At 46.1% G+C, this 18,390-nt stretch carries 20 protein-coding genes; 17 read left to right on the top strand and 3 right to left on the bottom strand.

Annotated elements, in window-relative coordinates; translation table 11 throughout:
- Window positions 1-5: 5 nt before the first annotated feature.
- The 3 genes from dhaK to uxuA all read right to left on the bottom strand — a co-directional run bounded on the left by dhaK (window position 6) and on the right by uxuA (window position 3,248).
- Entirely contained in the window at window positions 6-965 is a 960-nt protein-coding gene (gene dhaK / locus ACW9JV_RS00940; protein WP_457330434.1) for a dihydroxyacetone kinase subunit DhaK, read from the bottom strand.
- Window positions 966-1,335: 370 nt separating this feature from the next.
- Window positions 1,336-2,184, bottom strand: coding sequence for an SDR family oxidoreductase (locus ACW9JV_RS00935; protein WP_457330432.1), 849 nt, complete (start codon window positions 2,182-2,184; stop codon window positions 1,336-1,338).
- Window positions 2,181-3,248 carry a mannonate dehydratase gene (uxuA, locus tag ACW9JV_RS00930; protein ID WP_457330431.1) on the bottom strand — a complete coding sequence of 356 codons (1,068 nt, stop codon included), beginning with the start codon at window positions 3,246-3,248 and terminating at the stop codon, window positions 2,181-2,183. The genes ACW9JV_RS00935 and uxuA overlap by 4 nt, the downstream gene beginning before the upstream one ends.
- A gap of 223 nt (window positions 3,249-3,471) precedes the next feature.
- On the opposite strand from uxuA, the gene ACW9JV_RS00925 reads away from it, so the two are divergent.
- The 17 genes from ACW9JV_RS00925 (at window position 3,472) to ACW9JV_RS00845 (ending at window position 18,386) form a co-directional block, all read left to right on the top strand.
- A complete protein-coding gene (locus tag ACW9JV_RS00925) occupies window positions 3,472-4,128 on the top strand; it encodes a GntR family transcriptional regulator (RefSeq protein WP_457330429.1) in 657 nt (218 codons plus the stop codon).
- 17 nt (window positions 4,129-4,145) lie between these two features.
- Window positions 4,146-5,369 (top strand): glucuronate isomerase, encoded by a 1,224-nt coding sequence (locus ACW9JV_RS00920; protein ID WP_457330427.1) that lies wholly within the window; start codon window positions 4,146-4,148, stop codon window positions 5,367-5,369.
- A 14-nt stretch (window positions 5,370-5,383) separates the two neighbouring features.
- On the top strand, window positions 5,384-6,421 hold the full coding sequence (locus ACW9JV_RS00915; protein ID WP_457330425.1) for a C4-dicarboxylate TRAP transporter substrate-binding protein: 1,038 nt from the start codon (window positions 5,384-5,386) through the stop codon (window positions 6,419-6,421).
- A 21-nt stretch (window positions 6,422-6,442) separates the two neighbouring features.
- A complete protein-coding gene (locus ACW9JV_RS00910) occupies window positions 6,443-6,961 on the top strand; it encodes a TRAP transporter small permease (RefSeq protein WP_457330424.1) in 519 nt (172 codons plus the stop codon).
- Window positions 6,958-8,238, top strand: coding sequence for a TRAP transporter large permease (locus ACW9JV_RS00905; protein WP_457330422.1), 1,281 nt, complete (start codon window positions 6,958-6,960; stop codon window positions 8,236-8,238). Before ACW9JV_RS00910 ends, ACW9JV_RS00905 begins: the two co-directional genes overlap by 4 nt.
- Before the next feature lie 155 nt (window positions 8,239-8,393).
- Window positions 8,394-9,116 carry a GntR family transcriptional regulator gene (locus ACW9JV_RS00900; protein ID WP_457330420.1) on the top strand — a complete coding sequence of 241 codons (723 nt, stop codon included), beginning with the start codon at window positions 8,394-8,396 and terminating at the stop codon, window positions 9,114-9,116.
- A 71-nt stretch (window positions 9,117-9,187) separates the two neighbouring features.
- A complete protein-coding gene (gene phnD / locus ACW9JV_RS00895; RefSeq protein ID WP_457330418.1) occupies window positions 9,188-10,105 on the top strand; it encodes a phosphate/phosphite/phosphonate ABC transporter substrate-binding protein in 918 nt (305 codons plus the stop codon).
- A gap of 18 nt (window positions 10,106-10,123) precedes the next feature.
- Window positions 10,124-10,879 (top strand): phosphonate ABC transporter ATP-binding protein, encoded by a 756-nt coding sequence (gene phnC, locus ACW9JV_RS00890; RefSeq protein WP_457330417.1) that lies wholly within the window; start codon window positions 10,124-10,126, stop codon window positions 10,877-10,879.
- A gap of 19 nt (window positions 10,880-10,898) precedes the next feature.
- Window positions 10,899-11,696 (top strand): phosphonate ABC transporter, permease protein PhnE, encoded by a 798-nt coding sequence (phnE, locus tag ACW9JV_RS00885; RefSeq protein WP_457330415.1) that lies wholly within the window; start codon window positions 10,899-10,901, stop codon window positions 11,694-11,696.
- Window positions 11,697-11,731: 35 nt separating this feature from the next.
- Window positions 11,732-12,922 (top strand): alpha-D-ribose 1-methylphosphonate 5-triphosphate diphosphatase, encoded by a 1,191-nt coding sequence (locus ACW9JV_RS00880; RefSeq protein ID WP_457330413.1) that lies wholly within the window; start codon window positions 11,732-11,734, stop codon window positions 12,920-12,922.
- Between the two features lie 14 nt (window positions 12,923-12,936).
- Window positions 12,937-13,371: a phosphonate C-P lyase system protein PhnG gene (phnG, locus tag ACW9JV_RS00875; RefSeq protein WP_457330411.1), complete on the top strand. Its 435-nt coding sequence runs from the start codon at window positions 12,937-12,939 to the stop codon at window positions 13,369-13,371.
- On the top strand, window positions 13,361-13,963 hold the full coding sequence (gene phnH / locus ACW9JV_RS00870) for a phosphonate C-P lyase system protein PhnH (protein WP_457330409.1): 603 nt from the start codon (window positions 13,361-13,363) through the stop codon (window positions 13,961-13,963). Before phnG ends, phnH begins: the two co-directional genes overlap by 11 nt.
- 6 nt (window positions 13,964-13,969) lie before the next feature.
- Entirely contained in the window at window positions 13,970-15,076 is a 1,107-nt protein-coding gene (locus ACW9JV_RS00865) for a carbon-phosphorus lyase complex subunit PhnI (protein WP_457330407.1), read from the top strand.
- Window positions 15,057-15,929: an alpha-D-ribose 1-methylphosphonate 5-phosphate C-P-lyase PhnJ gene (locus ACW9JV_RS00860; RefSeq protein WP_457330405.1), complete on the top strand. Its 873-nt coding sequence runs from the start codon at window positions 15,057-15,059 to the stop codon at window positions 15,927-15,929. Before ACW9JV_RS00865 ends, ACW9JV_RS00860 begins: the two co-directional genes overlap by 20 nt.
- The gene (locus tag ACW9JV_RS00855) at window positions 15,926-16,774 is read left to right on the top strand and encodes an ATP-binding cassette domain-containing protein (protein ID WP_457330403.1); all 849 of its coding nucleotides are present in this window, start codon (window positions 15,926-15,928) and stop codon (window positions 16,772-16,774) included. Before ACW9JV_RS00860 ends, ACW9JV_RS00855 begins: the two co-directional genes overlap by 4 nt.
- Before the next feature lie 15 nt (window positions 16,775-16,789).
- Entirely contained in the window at window positions 16,790-17,524 is a 735-nt protein-coding gene (gene phnL, locus ACW9JV_RS00850) for a phosphonate C-P lyase system protein PhnL (protein WP_457330401.1), read from the top strand.
- Complete coding sequence (locus tag ACW9JV_RS00845) at window positions 17,517-18,386, top strand: PHP domain-containing protein (protein WP_457330399.1); 870 nt, start codon at window positions 17,517-17,519, stop codon at window positions 18,384-18,386. Before phnL ends, ACW9JV_RS00845 begins: the two co-directional genes overlap by 8 nt.
- The last annotated feature ends 4 nt before the right edge of the window (window positions 18,387-18,390 follow it).

Here is an 18,390-nt window from a genome sequence, read left to right as displayed (position 1 = left end):
CCCTTCTATGATTGGAGGTACGGGATCAAGGTATCATCGAGTTTGAGCACCGTCAGAGAACACCCTGCCATTTCAAGAGACGTCATATATTCCCCAACAAATGATGTTTGTATCGGCAGATTTTTTTCAGCGAGCAGCGCTGCCGTTTTCCGATACACAATGTAAAGCTCCATCAACGGGGTCGCCCCCTGTCCGTTAATCATAACTGCCAGAGAATCCCCGCTTTGTACTTCCAGTTCCGATATCACGTTTTCCAGCAGTTCTTCCGCCACGTCATCAGCCGCCTGAAGGGATTTTCTTTCCATGCCCGGTTCTCCGTGAATACCGGTGCCCAGCTCCATTTCGTCCTCTGCCAGGGTAAAGCCGGGCTTTCCGGAAGCCGGAACCGTACTCGGCCGCAGAGAGACCCCCATGGTTCTGACATTTTTCAGCACATGACGCGCCAGCTCTGCCGCTTCCTGCAGATCCAGCCCTTCCTCGGCAGCTGCTCCGACTATCTTATGGACAAAAATCGTACCTGCCACACCGCGCCGGTCTGCCTCGTTTTCCACCGCCACATCATCTTTGACAATAATCTGCTCTGTATCAATGCCTTCAGCCGCTGCCATTTCCGCCGCCATATCAAAATTCATGACGTCGCCGCTGTAGTTTTTCACGATCAGCAGGACACCGTTGCCGCTGTCCACCGCCTTGATGGCTTCCAGAATCTGATCCGGCCCCGGGGAGGTGAACACTTCCCCCGCCACCGCTGCATCGAGCATATTTTCTCCGATAAAACCGGCGTGGGCGGGTTCATGGCCGCTTCCGCCCCCGCTTACGAGCCCGACTTTACCGGGAACCGGCGCATCTTTGCGGACGAGCACATGCCGGCCGGGCAGGCGTCTCAGCGTATCCGCATGTGCCTCCACAATGCCGTCCAGCATCTCCTCCACGACACGATCCGGATCATTGATAAGTTTTTTCATAAAAAAGTGCCTCCTTCCTCGGTTCTTTCTTCGCTTTCTCTTCTCTCTATTCCTTTTTTATACAAAAATAAAAACAGGAAGCTTTCCGGATCGGACATTTGTGCCGTTATTCTCCAGAATCAGTGCTATACCGGGGCTTTTTCGGACATCTATTCCGTTATTCAAGCTAACAAGAGCTGATTTTCTCTGATAACTGGAAAATAGCGGAATGGAGGTCCGGAACTCCTTCAAATCAGGCATATTTTCAGGAAATAGCGGATCACATGTCCGCTGTGTCAATGGCTGACAGCCTCCCGTCAGCTGTTGCGATCCCGCATAAATAATAGAAAAAACCTGCTGTGTGTATGACAGCAGGCAGTTCCGCTTTCATCTATACGCCGGAGTACGCCATGAATCCTCCGTCCACCGGGATTGTCACTCCTGTCACAAATCCGGACATACGGTGGTCGGTCAGCCACAGCAGTGTGCCGGTTAAATCTTCTGGGTTTCCGAAACGTTCCATCGGCGTTTGATCGATAATTTTACGGGACCGTTCGGTGTATCCCCCATCTTCATCAAGAAGCAGATTGCGGTTTTGGGATGTTAAGAAAAACCCCGGTGCCATTGCGTTACAGCGGATATTTTCTTTGGCCATATGTACAGCCAGCCACTGTGTAAAGTTATCAATACCTGCCTTTGCCGAGCTGTACGACAATACTTTCGTCATTGGGCTGGGGGCGCTCATGGATGAAATATTAATTACTACAGGGTTTTCCCGCTCCAGCATGCCTTTCATAAATACCTGCGTCGCCAGTACCGTTCCAATGTAATTCAAATCAAAGACATGTTTCAGCCCTTCTTCGGTCAAGTCAAAAAACGTTTTGACTTTGTCATTCTGCAGGTGTTCTTTTTTAAAGTATTCTTCTGAGGTCGCTGCATCAGGATGGTTGCCTCCGGCGCCGTTGATTAAAATATCATAACCTTCATAGTGTTTCCTTATTTCCCTGTCTGCCTCTTCTATACTTTCAAGCTGCAGTACGTCGCAAGCCACACCAATCGCTTCGCCGCCGTCCCCGACGATCTCCTCGGCCACGGCATCTGCCTTTTCTTTTTTCCTGCTCAGCACCGCGACTTTCACGCCTTGTCTGCCCAATTCACGGGCCATTTCCCCACATAGTACCCCACCGCCTCCTGTAACAACTGCTACTTTACCTTTTAAATCTGTATGTTCATTCATCATCGTGTCCCACCTTTCTCTAGATTATCCCAGATTCCAAGCATATACATAATGCCAAGTGCTCTATCATACAACCCGTACCCCGGTCTGCAGTTCTCTCCCCACAAGTGGCGGCCGTGATCCGGACGGATATAGCCTGTGTAACCTATATCATGATAAGCCTGTATCACATCAACAATATCCACTGAACCATCCTCCGCCCGGTGGGACGTTTCGATAAAGTCGCCATTATCATAACGGCGCACGTTACGAACATGGGCAAAATGGATACGCTCCTGAAACTCTCGAATCATCGCCGGAATATTATTATCCGGACGGGCACCGAGAGCCCCGCTGCACAGCGTAATGCCGTTGTACTCACTTTCCACCAGGCCGGTCAGCCTTTTTAAATCATCACGACCGGTTATAATACGGGGAAGCCCGAAAACGGACCACGGTGGATCATCCGGGTGAATGGCCATTCGAACATCGCATTCCTTGCATGCAGGAATCACCCTTTCCAGGAAATACCGTAGATTCTCCCAAAGGTCTTCTTCCGAAATATCTTTATACTGATCTATTAAACCTTGGATATGTTCCAGCCTTTCCGGTTCCCATCCCGGCATGGTAAACTCCGGTTTCTCGGTAATCTTTTGAATCAGCGCTTCCGGCGTAATATTTTCAATCTGGTTATTTTCATAAAACAGCGCGGTGGAACCATCTTCCAATTTCTTCTGGAGATCCGTTCTGATCCAGTCAAACACCGGCATGAAGTTATAACATATTACCTTTACTCCGGCAGCGGCGAGATTTTGTATCGTCTCTACATAGTTGTCTATGTATGTTTCACGCGAAGGAAGTCCAAGCTTAATATCTTCATGCACATTCACACTTTCTACCACTTCTGCGTGTAAACCATGGGAAAGAATTGAGTCTACGGTTTCCTGAATCTCACCCTTTTCCCAGATCTCTCCCGGCTGCTTTTCATGAAGAGCCCAAGCTGCTCCACTTGTTCCGGGTATCTGATTAATATCGTTTAATAAAACGCTGTCATTGTTTTCCCCGTACCAACGAAAAATCATATTCATAACCGTTACCCCATTTCAGCAGCATTGTACTATTGCTTTATCCTTCAACTAATTTGTTGTATACTAGTATATAAGATCCGTAGATTTAAATCAAGCAAAAATTAAAGCGCTGACACTTTTAAAAAATTGGAGGTTGTGAAGAAATTTTCAGTATGCTAGTATACAAATATGTTAATAACCTTATTCTTTTGAAAGGGGGGAAACGAAAATATCACAACAATCTATGAGAAGTAATGGGTACAGCGCCATCAAAGATCAGATCATCAAACTGGAACTCCGTCCCGGGCAGAAAGTGACTGAAAATGAGCTCGCGGAACGGTTTGACGTCAGCCGTACCCCCATTCGCGAGGCCATTGTGCGTTTATCCCAGGAAGGTTTAATTGATGTGTATCCACAGCGGGGCACATTTGTCTCCCTTATCGATGAAGAACATGTCGAAGAAGGACGCTTTATGAGAGAGCATATGGAAATAGCCGTCGCAAGGCTGGCCTGTGAAAAACTCTCCTCCACTGCTCTTCAGGATTTATCTGAAAACTTAGTCCTTCAGGAAATGAGCGTAAAAGAGAAAAACTATCAACGAATTTTTCAGCTGGATGAGGATTTTCATCGGATCATTTTTGCCGGCTGTAAAAAGCAGAGAACATGGCAGTCGGTGCAGAGCATGATGGTAAATCTGAACCGGACCAGAATGCTCAGCCTGGCTTCTGAGTATAACTGGGAAATGATTTTAGACCAGCACCAAAAGATGTATGAAGCAATCAAAAATGAGAAACCGGACGATGCCGAACGCGTAATGAAAGAACATTTATCCCTGGTCAATATTGATCTGGCCGAATTAAAAGAACGTTATGCGAATTATTTCCAAGGAGTCGAAACGTAAAACATGGAGTGTATTCTATGAATCTTCAGGAAAATGTAAACGACATCATTCAAAAGACACCTGTGCTGGATATGCATACTCATCTTTTTCCTTCAGCGTTTCATCAACTCTGCTTAACCGGCATTGACGAGCTGCTGACGTATCACTATCTGGTATCGGAAGCATTCTTATGGTTGGATATGGAGTATGCTTCGTTTTTCGAACGGCCCAAAACGGATCAGGCGGAGATTGTATGGAACACCTTGTTTGTACAGCGTTCTCCTATAAGCGAAGCATCCCAGGGGGTGCTGACGGTTCTTCAGGAACTGGGGATCCCTTTTTCCAAAGATCTGGATGATATTCGATCCCGCTTTGCTGCTTTCGATCACAACCACTATCCCGAATATCTAATGAAGGTGGCGAACATTTCTTCCATTGTGATGACAAATAACCCGTTTGATGCTGCCGAAAGGAAGTATTGGGACAGCTATACAGATTTTTCACGAGAAACATTCCTTCCAGCGCTGCGGGTCGATCCATTGATCAGCCACTGGACCGAAGCTGCCATAACGCTTAGAAAGGATGGCTTTCCTGTATCAGATACAGTGAATGATCAAACCATCGAAACGGCAAAACAGTATGTACGTTCCTGGGTGGAGTCGATGAACCCTGTTTATGTCGCTGCATCACTGCCATGGGACTTCCCTAAAAGCAACGTTGAAAGCGTTTTACTTGAAAGATGTGTTCTGGCTGTCTGTCAGGAGTATAACCTGCCTTTATCTTTGATGATCGGAACAAAAAGAGGACTCAACCCTGATCTTCAAATGGCCGGAGACGGTACCGGGCAATTTAATTTTGATTATTTAGAAAACATATGTGTGCAGCATCCGAATCAAAAGTTTCTCATTACTATGTTATCCCGGGAAAACCAATATGAACTGACCGTTCTCGCGCAAAAGTTCCGCAATGTGATGGTATTTGGCTGCTGGTGGTATTTAAATACACCCCAGTTCATGGAAGAAATCACGCAGATGCGTATGAGCCAACTGGGAATCCGGTTTATTCCACAGCATTCGGACTGCCGGGTGATGGAACAATTAATCTATAAGTGGAAACATTTTAAAGACGTGTTTTCCGGATTATTGTACAAACACTACGAGGCCCTTGAAACGAAAGGGATACCTGTATCCCGGTCTGATATAGAGAGCGATGTCTATGCTATGTTTCAAACGAACTTCCGGAATTTTATTAATCAAAAATAAGGAGTGGACAAACGATGAAACAACTTTTTTCTATGTTGACGACAGCCAGTCTTCTTTTCCTGGCAGCCTGTGGTGGAGGAAGCTCCAGCGGGAGCGGAGGAGAAAGCGGAGAAGGGTCTCAGGACAGCAGCGGAAGTGAAGAATCCTATACTCTGCAGGTTGGCATTGTCGTTTCTGAAAACGATCCCATGTATGAAGGACTGGAACAATTCAAGAGTAATGTGGAAGAAAAAACAGATGGTAATCTAACTGTAGAGTTATTTCCTAACTCATCTTTAGGAGATACACCGGAAATACAGGAACAGGCAATTTCAGGTGCGAATGTCGGAACACTGGCCGATGCTGCTATTATGTCTGATTATAAACAGGAAATCGGCATCCTTCAGGGGCCGTACCTTTTTGAAAACTATGAACAGATACAACAAGTAACGAATTCCGATCTGTTTGAAGGATGGAAAGAAGACCTTGCAGCAGAAAATAATCTGCAGATCCTCTCGTTTAATTGGTTCCAGGGTGCCAGACATGTCATCAGCAACAATGAAGTACAGACACCGGAAGATCTTGACGGCCAGAACTTAAGAACGATCGGAGCCGATATTTTCACCCAAACGATAGAAGCAATGGGGGCAAATGCTACCGGTCTGGATTGGGCGGAAGTGTACTCCGGCATTCAGCAGGGCGTCATTGACGGTGCAGAAGCACAGCACTCTGCCACCCACGGAGCCAGCCTTTATGAAGTAGCTGATTATTATTCCAAAACAAATCATATCCAGCTCATTACCGGTCTGGTTGTTGGAGCAGACTGGTTCAGCAGCCTCCCGGAAGAATATCAGGAGATTGTGAACGAAGAAGCAAAGGCGGCCGGCCAATTTGCATCTGAAACAGTGATGGATAGTTCCAGTGAATATGAAAGCATGATGGAAGAAGAAGGAATGACCATTATCGAGCCGGACACTGCTCCGTTCAAAGAAGCGACCAAAGGTGTATATGAAGAATTCGAAGGATATCCGGAGCTGAGGGATCAGATTACGGAAATCATTGAAAACGAGTAATTTTACAGGAGGGACTCCACTTTGAAACATCCAGCCGTTATCCTAACAAGAGTTGAAGATATTGCTACCAAGCTGCTCCTCACCTCCATCGTCGTTTTGGTATTTTACTCCGCAATGGTTAGGTGGCTGGGAGTCCCTATTGCCTGGTCTGTAGAAATGGCTCAATTATTATTTATATGGCTTGTCTTTCTGGGAGCTAATCAGGCCCTTCGCAAAAACCGGCATATAGGCGTTGATATTTTTACTAATAAACTGCCTGAAAAAATAAAGATTACGTTGAATGTAGTGACAGACTGCCTCATTGCCGGTTTTCTTCTCATTATTATTTTCTATGGCACACAGCACGTATTCGATCATGCGTTACGGAGCGTACAGAATCTGCCGATCAGCTATTCCTATATCACTTCATCCGTGCCGGCAGGATGCTCTTTAATGCTTTTGACGCTGTTTGTAAAATGGATTTCTTTCTTTTTCCACAGTAATCAGCAGTCGTCCCTCACTGAGGACACTGACAGCGATTCAAGGGGGAAACTATCGTGATCTGGGTTGTACTTTCTTTTGTTTTATTAATTATTCTTAATGTACCAATCGCTTTTTCTATTGGGATATCCGGGTTGATTTATTTTCTGCTGGATCCGAATCTTCCCATTAATTTAGCCATACAACGTTTTGCATCCGGAACCCAGTCCTTCCCCCTGCTTGCTGTTCCTTTCTTTGTACTGGCGGGGAACTTACTGAATGCAACCGGAATAACCGAACGTCTTATTCGTTTTGCTAATGCAATAACAGGACACCTCACTGGAGGCCTGGCTCATGTTTCCATCATATTAAGTGCGATGATGGGTGGCGTTTCCGGTTCAGCCAACGCTGATGCTGCCATGCAGAGCCGTATTATGGCACCACAGATGATCACCAAAGGGTATTCCAGTGGATTTTCTGTTTCAGTCATTGCCTTAAGTGCACTGATTACGGCGACTATTCCTCCAAGTGTCGGTCTGATTCTATATGGATTCGTCGGGGAAGTATCTATAGGGCAGTTGTTTATTGCCGGCGTTGTACCAGGTATCTTAATGACTATTACCTTAATGGTAACGTCGACTCTTATTTCAAAAAAGAGAGGCTATAAACCGGCCAACGTGGAACGTGCTTCCTTGAAAACGGTATGGAAAACGTTCAAAGAAAGTTTTTGGGGGCTTCTCTTTCCCATTATTCTAATCGTAGGGATCCGCTTTGGAGTTTTTACAGCTTCTGAAGCCGGGGCGTTCGCCGTCGTCTACGCCTTTTTAGTAGGAATGTTTATTTACCGGGAACTGGATTGGAAAAAGTTAAATAAAGTCCTGAAAAATACCGTTGAAGATAACGCTGTGATTATGCTGATGATTGCCGCAGCTTCCATTCTTGGGTATGTGATTACATCGGCACGTGTGCCTCAGCAGGCAACCGAGAGCATGCTGGCGCTTACGGATAACGGATTTCTCATCATGTTTATCGTGTTACTCTTTCTACTGATCGCAGGCATGGTGATGGAAGCCACGGTTAACACCCTGCTTCTGACGCCAATTCTCCTGCCGATCATGACAAACATAGGTGTCGACCCGGTTCACTTCGGTATTTTAATGATGACCATCGTAACGATGGGCGGGATGACTCCTCCCATCGGTGTCACGATGTATACCGTATGCTCCTTATCCAATGTCTCTGTCTATGATTATATGAAAGAATCTGTCCCATTTATTGTCTCCATCGTTGTGCTAGTCATCATTCTCGCTGCTTTCCCTCAAATCTCCTTATTCCTCCCCGACTTGTTAATGCGTTAATCTCTATTCCTCAACAAGCTGTGTGTCAAAAACACAGCTTGTTTTTTTGTTCTCCGGGCTTATTAATATACTCTTTATAAAACTTCACTTCTTCTTAACTAACTCAACTTGTTAACAAGTTACGGTATACCTAGTTGGTTAGGAGGTGATAGCCAATGGCGCTGGAAACCTTTTTTAGCAGGCATCTTGAGGTTTCGGACTATATTATCAGCCAGATTAAACACGAGTATTACAAACCGGGACAGAAAATTCCTTCAGAGCATGCGCTTGCAGAAACGTTTCAAACCAACCGGTCCGTCATACGACAGGCCGTGATGCGCGTGACAAACCTCGGGTGGGTAACCCCGGTTCAAGGAAAAGGGGCATTTGTAAATAAACGGCCAAAACCGATCCCTTTTCATCTGTCTTCCCGCACCTGTTTTTCAAAAAATGTCGAGAAAACCGGGAAGCGTTTTGGGAGCAGACTAATGGAATGGTCCAAGGAGCCGCCTTCTGATGATGAAGCAGACAGGCTGCAGCTTAAGGGAGAATGTCTTATTTACCGCCTTCATATTCTACGCAGTGCAGATGAACATCCGATGGCATTAACTACATCCGTACTGCCGGCGGATGAAGTTCCCGGTCTTGAAGATCAGTTGGACAGCTTTTATTCCCTGTATCAAATCCTGGAAGAATCGTATCACTTCACCCCTGTTCGCTCTTTTTCAACGGTGGCTGCAGAATTTCCGTCCATCCACGAAGGCCGTCTATTAGAAACACCGGAAAATGTACCAATTATCCATATTGAAAGCGTGATGAACCACCCTGGCGGTGCTCCTGTCGAATTAGCCAATGCCAGAATCCGCAGTGACATGGCCACATGTTTTATTGAATTTTAATGAAAATAATAGCTCTAAACTTGTGAAAAGACGACGATTCCCCAACATTTTTCAAAGGAGTGAAGGACACAATGTTGAGAAGCCTGTATGTTTTATTCACAGCTTTCACCATGATCTTCCTTATCAGTGGCTGCGGGTCGGAAAATGATGTATCCGGAGAGCAGAATAATAGCAGCGGAGAGGAAACCATAACATTTGCCGTGACTGACTTAGTAGGAATGGAAGAATTAAAACGCAACTTCGAACCTTTTCAGGAAGAGTTGAGCAGTATTTTAGAACAAGAGGTGGAACTCTTTCCAGTGTCCGACCGAACGGCTGCCGTTTCCGCCCTTCAATCTGATCAGGCTGATTTAGTTCTCACCGGACCGGCGGAGTACATTATCATAAACGAAACGACAGACATTACTCCTCTCGTGGGATTAACTCGGCCGGGTTACCGGTCAGCCATCGCTGTGAAAAAATCCAGTGATTACGAATCCATTGAAGATTTAGAAGGAGCTACTGTCGGAATGTCGGATGTAGGATCGACAAGCGGACATTTGGGACCATCGAAAATTCTCATGGATAACGGAATTAATCCGCAGGAAGATATTGATCTGAAAATGCTTGGAGATGCTGACCTTACAGCCTTTGCAAACGGCGATGTGGACGCCTGGGGCGGGAACCTTCCCGATGATTTGAAGCGCTTTGCCGCATCTGACTCAAATGACCTGTCCATGGACGAGCTCCGTATTTTTGAAGGACGGGAACTCCCCAATGATATTTTCATTGCAAACAATAATACCTTATCGGAAGAACAGATCAACCGTATTCAGGAAAACATGAGTACCAACTCCCAATCCTTGGTTGATTCTATTGCGGAAGGCAGCCAGAACGAAAAATACCAAGACTCGGAGATTGTTGAAGCTGACGACAGTCAATATGAATATGTCCGCGGGATGTATGAAGCCATTGGTGTTAACAACCTGACTGAGTTTGTCGGGGACTAAAGGAAAGAAGGTGCCGTTATGCAGATCTCAGTGAATCATTTATCCAAAAAATTTTCAGATGGTTATGCAGCATTGGAGAATGTCTCTTTTTCCGTTAATCAAGGAGAGCATGTCACGATACTAGGTGCAAATGGAGCCGGAAAGTCTACACTCATTAAAACCATCGTAGGGTTGGAAAAACCTACGACAGGCAGCATTAAGATTGGGACCACAGAATTGAACAACATTACCCCTAAAAAGTTACAGCAGGTGAGACAGCGTATCGGGTTTGTCTTTCAGAACCTGAATCTCGTTCAAAATCTATCGGTTTTTCAGAATGTACTATTTGGAACCATGGGCCGGACCAGAAACTTCTTAAACTGGTGGCCTTCAACAGCTTCTCGTTACGACCGGGAGCTTACCATGAGTTATCTGGAAGATGTCGGGATGGAACACACCGCCAAAAAAAGAGTTGACCGGTTATCCGGCGGCCAGCAGCAACGAGTGGCCATTGCTAAAATGATGATGCAGCAGCCTGATATTGTCATTGCCGATGAGCCCATTGCCAGCCTGGACCCTCAGGCCGGTGAAGAGATCATGCATTTGTTAACGTCGATTATCAAGGAAAAACAGGTAACAATGGTTTCCGTGCTGCACCAATTGGAGATTTCAAAAAAGTATGCCGACAGGCTGATTGGACTGAAAAACGGAAAAATGGTGATGAATACCTCTTCCTATAATACAAACACAAAACATTTAAATGAGTTATACAACAAATCTGCTGTTCTTGTGTAAAAAATGATTGGGTGATGGGATGGAACAAAAACAACGGGCAGAGGTGCCTGACAGATGGGGAAAGCCTTCCATTTTGACATGGGTTTTATGGATTGTTCTTCTCCTCATTATTGTTCACGGTTTGGATCGAAGTGAATTAACATTTGCCAGGCTCTTTGAAGGAGCGGGGAGACTTACAGAATTTGCAGCTAATGCTTTTCCTCCCGATGTAAGCAGGTTGAGCGACATTCTGGTGGCGGCATTTGAAACGCTGGAAATTGCCGTCATTGGAACATTGGCCGGAGCTTTACTGAGTGTGCCGATCGCCCTGCTCGCTTCTCAAAATACAACGCCTCATAAAAGTTTATACGTCGCCGCACGAACCTTTATTTCTTTTTTACGTGCTATTCCCGACCTTGTCTGGGGGCTGATTTTCGTGGTAGCCATCGGTCTTGGGCCTGCCCCGGGGATTTTCGCCATAACCGTTGACGTTATTGGTTTCTGCGGTCGTTTCTTTTCCGAGCGTATCGAAGAAGTAGACGAAGGTCCGATCAATTCATTAAAAGTAAGCGGAGCACCGATTGCTGCGATTGTAACCGGCGCGCTGCTTCCTGCTACACTTCCATCTTTTACTGCAACCACGTTATTTGCTTTGGAGCAGGCCATACGTTCCGCCGTCGTCTTAGGCCTTGTCGGGGCCGGCGGTATTGGAGTAGAGCTGCAAACCTCCATGCAAATGCTGTTGTATGATGAAGCATTGACGATCATTTTAATTATCTTTCTGATCGTCATCATGATAGAAAGGCTTTCTACATGGATCCGCGGTAAAATTATTTAACTTTTCTGCCCGGCAAACAAGGAGGAACAGCCACTATGCATCAGACTATCATTACAAACGGGACCATCGTGACTCCGATGGAGACATTCAATGGAAACATTGTTATTTCAAACGGCATCATAAAAAATATCGAAAAAACAGGGGGGGCTTCTACCTTTTCGTTTCAATCAAATAACTGCGAAACAGTAAACGCTGAGGGAAAATACGTCCTGCCGGGATTAATTGATACCCATAGTGACGCTTTCGAAAAAATAATCAACCCCCGGAAAAACGCCCTGTTCCCTTTCTCGTTCAGCTTTCAGGCGATGCAGCCTCAGCTTCTCTCCTGCGGGATCACGACGCTGCTGCACGCGGTCTCCTTTAATGGAGAAACAGGGCTTCGTTCCAATGAGAACGGACTGGATATTGCGCGTGAGATTGCAGACCTGCAGCTCAGCAGGGACGCCAGCCTGCGTCACTTCCTTCACGTTCGCTATGAAATCACCAACGAAGACGGCCTGCCAATCATTAACGATTTAATAGACCAAAAACTCGTCCATCTTCTTTCTATTATGGACCATTCATCCCAATATGACAGTCAATACCAATTGGATAAAACAGTAGGGTTAACCGAAGAAGAAATCACCCAGTTAGCGGAAGATGCCCGTTCCCAAAAAGCGTCGATTGACCCATCCAAATGGAAAGAGTTAATCAATACCGCACTTAAACATGGAATCTCGGTCGCTTCTCACGATGACGAAACAAAAGAACAAGTGGAACAGTTCCGGCAGGCAGGTATTACCATCAGCGAGTTCCCCCTTACCACTGAGGCGGCAGAACATGCTGTCAGTCATGATATGTTCACCGTTTTTGGAGCGCCTAATATTATCAGGGGAAAGTCTCACAAAAACAGCATTTCCGCAAAAGAGGCGGCGCAAAAAGAACTCGCCGGTATCATTTGTTCGGACTATTACCCTTATTCTCTTCTCCCGTCTATTTTCCATCTCCATCATGAAGGGGTCGAGCTGCACCGCGCGGTAGCCCTGGCTACGCTGCACCCTGCTCAGGCGCTTCAGATTGATTCCTGGCTCGGCTCTTTAGAAATTGGAAAAACAGCCGATCTCAGCCTGGTCGAATGCAGCGCGGAAAATCAACCTTCCATCACCGATGTCATGGTAAACGGAGAATGGAATTTCGTGCAGAGAAAAGGGAATGTGATGAATCCAACGGACAGCGTACATTCGTAATCGGAGGGTTACATTTGAAAAAATCACGCTTATCCAGAATTCTCGTTCATGCAAAGCTGGAAATGATGGAGCGCTTCTGCAGCCAACTGGAAGAAAACTATCAGGTCGTTCTGGAAGCAGAACCACAAAAAAGCCTGGTCCTTATGAAAACAAAAGACTCGGTATCAGCACAGAATTTTTATAACGGAGAGATTCTTGTGACCGAATGCAAAGTGACGCTCCACAACTCCCCCGGCTTCGGTATTGTCATAGGGGAACAGCCGGACCGATCTTTTTTCATGGCCGTCATAGATGCAGCTTTTAATGCAGAACTTCCAGAAGTATCTTCCTGGATGAATACCCTGATACAGGAAGAAACACGAATCGAAAGAGAGAAAATTCAGGAAACACAGAAAGCAGCAGAGAGCCAGGTCCACTTTGACACCATGGAGGGTTTTGATGAACGGTGATATGACATTTAACCTTGTGCACGATTCTCAAGCCATTTACCGGGAGATGCTGGAGGCTGTCTCCCGTCCCGGAACCATCTCCAATATCCAGACAGTTTCACCCAAACTCCCCGATCCACATGTGAATCCGGGTATGATGGGGATCGCGCTCACCCTCCTGGACGGCGAAACCAGCTTTGCTCTTGTTCCAGAGTCGTTAACGCTCTCCTCGTATATCCATCACAAAACGGGAAGCAGGGAAGAAAAACCGGAGAAGGCAGACTATATTTTTCTTTATGATCTCTCCCTCGATTTCTCGTTTGCCGGGGTGGTTGAAACGATGAAAAAAGGAACACTGACTAATCCACATGATAGTGCCACCCTCATTGTGCAGGTGGAAAGCTTTACCGCAAATCACCAAGCTTCCTATGTATTAAGCGGTCCCGGCATTGCCTTTGAATCCCGTATTCATATCGAGGGAATGCCGGAGAACTGGGAAAAAGCCCGGCAAAGTGCTAACAGAGAATTTCCAACAGGTATTGATCTCTTTTTCATCTCAGAAGACGCAGAAATCATGAGCATTCCAAGGACAACTCGGATAAAGAAAGGGTGATACAGCATGGGATATGTCACCGTTACAGGGGGAGAGGCTGCTATGGAAGAAGCAGAGAAACTGCTGCATCACTACCGGACAGCCCGGTCTAAGCACCCTCTTGATCCTGAAACAATTGAAAACCAGATGCGCCTTCTCGTGGACCGGATTATGGGAGAAGGAGGGCTTTATGCCCCGGATCATGCCTCTCTTGCCCTGAAACAGGCGGAAGGAGATCCATCGGAAGCAGCATTTTTATTAAGAGCCTACCGCTCCACTCTGCCCCGACGCTTTTATTCGAATACGGTAGATCCGGCGGAAATGAGGCTCATCCGTCGTATTTCCTCTACTTTTAAAGAAATACCCGGCGGACAGATATTGGGTCCGACCTATGATTATACCCACCGCCTTTTAAACTTTGGATTAAGAGAAGAAACAGCAGAAGGTTTTTCTGAGTTTCTGGAAGCTGTGGATATTGATTCAGAACAGCTCCAGCACCCCCTTTCTTTCAAAAAAGTAACAGAGCTGCTGAAAGAAGAAAACCTGCTCGCCGACACAGACATGGACAACGAAGAACAGCCTGAGGATATCACACGGCAGAAGACGGCTTTTCCTTTAAGCAGGTCGGCAAGACTGCAGTCTTTGGCACGCGGGGAAACCGGAGCCATGTCAGCACTGGCTTACAGCGCAGTCCGGGGTCATGGCAACGTTCATCCTACCATTGGAGAATTAAGGGTCGGCTATGCGGATATCGAGATTGATTATCCCGGAAGTGAGAACGAGAGCCTTTACATAGGGGAAACGATGCTGACGGAAGTAGAAACGGTAAATTCTTTTACAGATACAATGGATAACAAAGCCGGCGGACTTCATCTCGGGTACGGGCTCGTGTTCGGCCACAATGAATTAAAAGCCATCTCCATGGCCATTTTAGAGCACACCCTGGCAACAGAAGGAAAGGCCCCGGTGCATGACGAAGAATTTGTGCTTCTTCATATAGACAGCGTGGATTCGTCCGGTTTTATTTCGCACATGAAAATGCCTCATTACGTTACCTTTCAGTCCCAGTTAAACCGTTTGAGGAAATTTAAGGAAGAAGGAGGAGATCCGGAAGATGAGTCCTGCAAGCAGTAAACGATTCAGCCTTTCCTCTTATAATTTCGGTTTTTTAGATGAAAGTTCTAAACGGGAAATCAGGCGCTCTACGTTAAAAGCTGTTGCTATTCCCGGGTATCAGGTCCCTTTTGCCTCCCGGGAGCTTCCTATAGGAAAAGGTTGGGGAACCGGAGGTATGCAGCTTAGTTTATCATTGGTTGGTTCCCGCGACACGATAAAAGTGATCGACCAGGGGCACGATGACAGCGTAAACGCAGTCAGCATACGGAACTTAATTCAATCCTGCACGCGGGTGGAAACAACCAGGTATTCTCAAACAGCCAGTTTAATCCAATCCCGGCACCGTATCCCGGAAATACCGTTGAAGAAAGATCAAATCCTGATTTTACAGGTCCCGCAGCCGGATCCGCTGAAAAAAGTGGAAAGCCATGATAAAAAAGTGAAACAGCTTCACGCAGACAAAGATTATAAGGGAATGTGGCTGCATTTATACGAAGATATCAGTCAGTGGGGCGACATTTCCATCAGCGCCGATTACCCGAGTATCGCTCATGGAAGGTATCTGTTTGCTCCGAGCCCTCTGCCGCGGTGGGATGTTCCCAAATTAAACAACTCGGAAGCATTGTGTCTTCTGGGCGCAGGCCGGGAGAAAAAAATATACGCCATTCCGCCACACACACAAGTTACACCTTTGGCTTTTGACGATGTTCCTTTTACCACAGAAGATTTCGGAAGTGCCCGCTGCAAAAAATGTGGAGCAGATAATGTATATCTCGACGAATTCATAGATGAAAAAACCGGGCAGAAAACCTACAGCTGCTCAGATACCGGTTACTGTTCTCAGCGGACAGCCGAAAGGAGTGGACTATGATTTTTGATGCCATTGATAAGGAACCCATGCTCTCCGTTCATCACTTGTCCAAACGTTTCGGAGCGGGATGCAGCGTCTGTAAAGATCCTCAGTCACTGGATTATAATATGTGCCATGTCTGCGGGACCGTTTGGGCCTGTAAAGATATGAATTTCGATTTGTTTCAGGGAGAGATCCTCGGCATTGTTGGAGAAAGCGGATCCGGCAAAAGTACCCTTATGCGTTGTTTACATTTTGAACAGGAAGCAACCAGCGGTACCGTTTATATGCGGGATTATAATCAGAGAGACACGGACATTCTCACCGTTTCCCGTCAGGAAAAACAGTACATTAAAGATCATATTTTTGGATTGGTCTATCAGAACCCTTGGGAAGGGCTGAGGATGGATTTTTCCAGCGGAGGAAACATAGCAGAAAAGCTTATTGCTGCGAACTATAGGAATGTCAGTGCGATTAACCAACGAGCTAAAGAACTTCTCGAAAAGGTGGATATTCCTATCGGCCGTATGAAAGAACATCCAAGGTTTTTCAGCGGCGGGATGCAGCAGCGGGTCCAAATTTCAAAGGCTTTGGCCAACCAACCCCCTCTCCTGTTTCTGGATGAGGTCACTACCGGTCTGGATTTATCAGTACAGGCCAAGGTTCTTGATCTAATACGTATTCTACAGCGGGAGTTTCATGTATCCATTCTTATCGTTTCTCATGATTTAAGTGTGATACGCATGCTCGCGGATCGTACAATGGTTTTAAAAGATGGAAACATGATAGAAGCAGGATTGACCGATCAAATCCTGGAAGATCCTCAGCACCCTTATACTCAATTGCTGGTCCAATCTCTTATATAGAAAGTAGAGATATGTATGAGTGCACGAATCGAATGCCAACATGTGACGAAAACATTTGAACTCTATCAAAAAGAGACAAAAACACTGCGTGGATGCGAAGATGTTTCTTTCACTGTGAACCGCGGAGAATTTGCCGGCATAACCGGAAAAAGCGGGGCAGGCAAATCCACTATGTTAAAAACGCTGTACCGCACGTATCTCCCTGCAGACGGCCGCATTTTTTACGACTCCGATCACACAGCCGGGATAGATCTGGCGGCGGCATCCGAACAGGAAATCCTCTACCTCAGGAAAAATGAAATCGGCTATGTATCCCAGTTTTTAAAAATAATGCCCCGTGTCACAGCGTTGGAAACTGTGATGGAGAGCCTTCTTGAAATGGGACACAGTCCCGCTGCTGCACGGAACGAAGGCCGCATCATGCTGCATCAGTTCAATTTACCGGAGCATTTGTGGGAGACTTATCCCGATACCTTCAGCGGCGGAGAAAAACTGAAATTGAATTTAGCAAAAGCCATGGTCAAACAACCGTCCCTATTACTATTGGATGAACCGACTGCTTCGCTGGATGAACATTCCAAACAATACGTAAAACATATGATCCAGCAACTGAAAGAAGCAGGAACCACCATGATCGGTATATTTCACGACCTGGCATTCATGGAAACAGTAGTAGATAAACAATATCATATGAAGGAAGGTCTGCTGTTCAGAACAGAAGACGCATTGGAGTTGAACAGAAATGATTGAATTACATTGTCATACAAAAATATCGGATAACTCTATGGATATTGCAGATGTCATATCGCTCGCCAAGGAAAAAGGCGTTACCCATTTAGCAATTACCGATCACGACACAACCGCCGGTCTGGAAACAGCAATACCACTCGGAGAGGAAAATGGCATTACCATCATTCCCGGCATCGAAATGTCTGCCTATGATTTTCGACGTAAGACACGAGCACATATATTGGGCTATTATATCGATCCTTATCATGAGTCCCTGAAAAAATTGTGCGATCCTATGGTAAAACGCAGGCACGACGCTTGTTATATGATGACGGAAAGAGTTATGAACCTCGGTTATGATATTGACTGGGAGCTGGTTCAGTCTTATGCCCGGGGCGGGACAGGAGTTTATAAACAGCATATTATGCACGCTCTCATGGATCAGGGGTATACAGACGGCATTTATACGGAGCTGTATAAAGAACTTTTTTCAAGCGGAGATGCCCGGAACAATCCGGGAGAAGCTTATGTTCCAGTAGAGTATATCGATGTGAGAAAAGCTGTCCAGACGATTAAACAGGCAGGCGGTATCCCGGTGCTCGCCCATCCCGGCCAATTTAATAACTTTGATGCTGTGCAGGAATGGGTATCTCTGGGACTTGAAGGGATTGAAGTCTGGCACCCGCTGCATAATCCCTATGTCGAACAGCTTGCACATTACTATGCTTCCACTTATAATTTGATCGAAACCGGAGGTAGTGATTTTCATGGCATATACGGGGAACATAACGACGAACTGGGAAGTAAAAGCCCCGGTTTGAACGCCATGATCGCCTTGAAAGAAAAAGCTGTTTCTCATGCTGCTTTTTCTTTCCTTCCCTGATAAA

Source organism: Salibacterium sp. K-3 (assembly GCF_054052005.1).
This window is presented reverse-complemented; position numbering and strand designations above follow the sequence as displayed.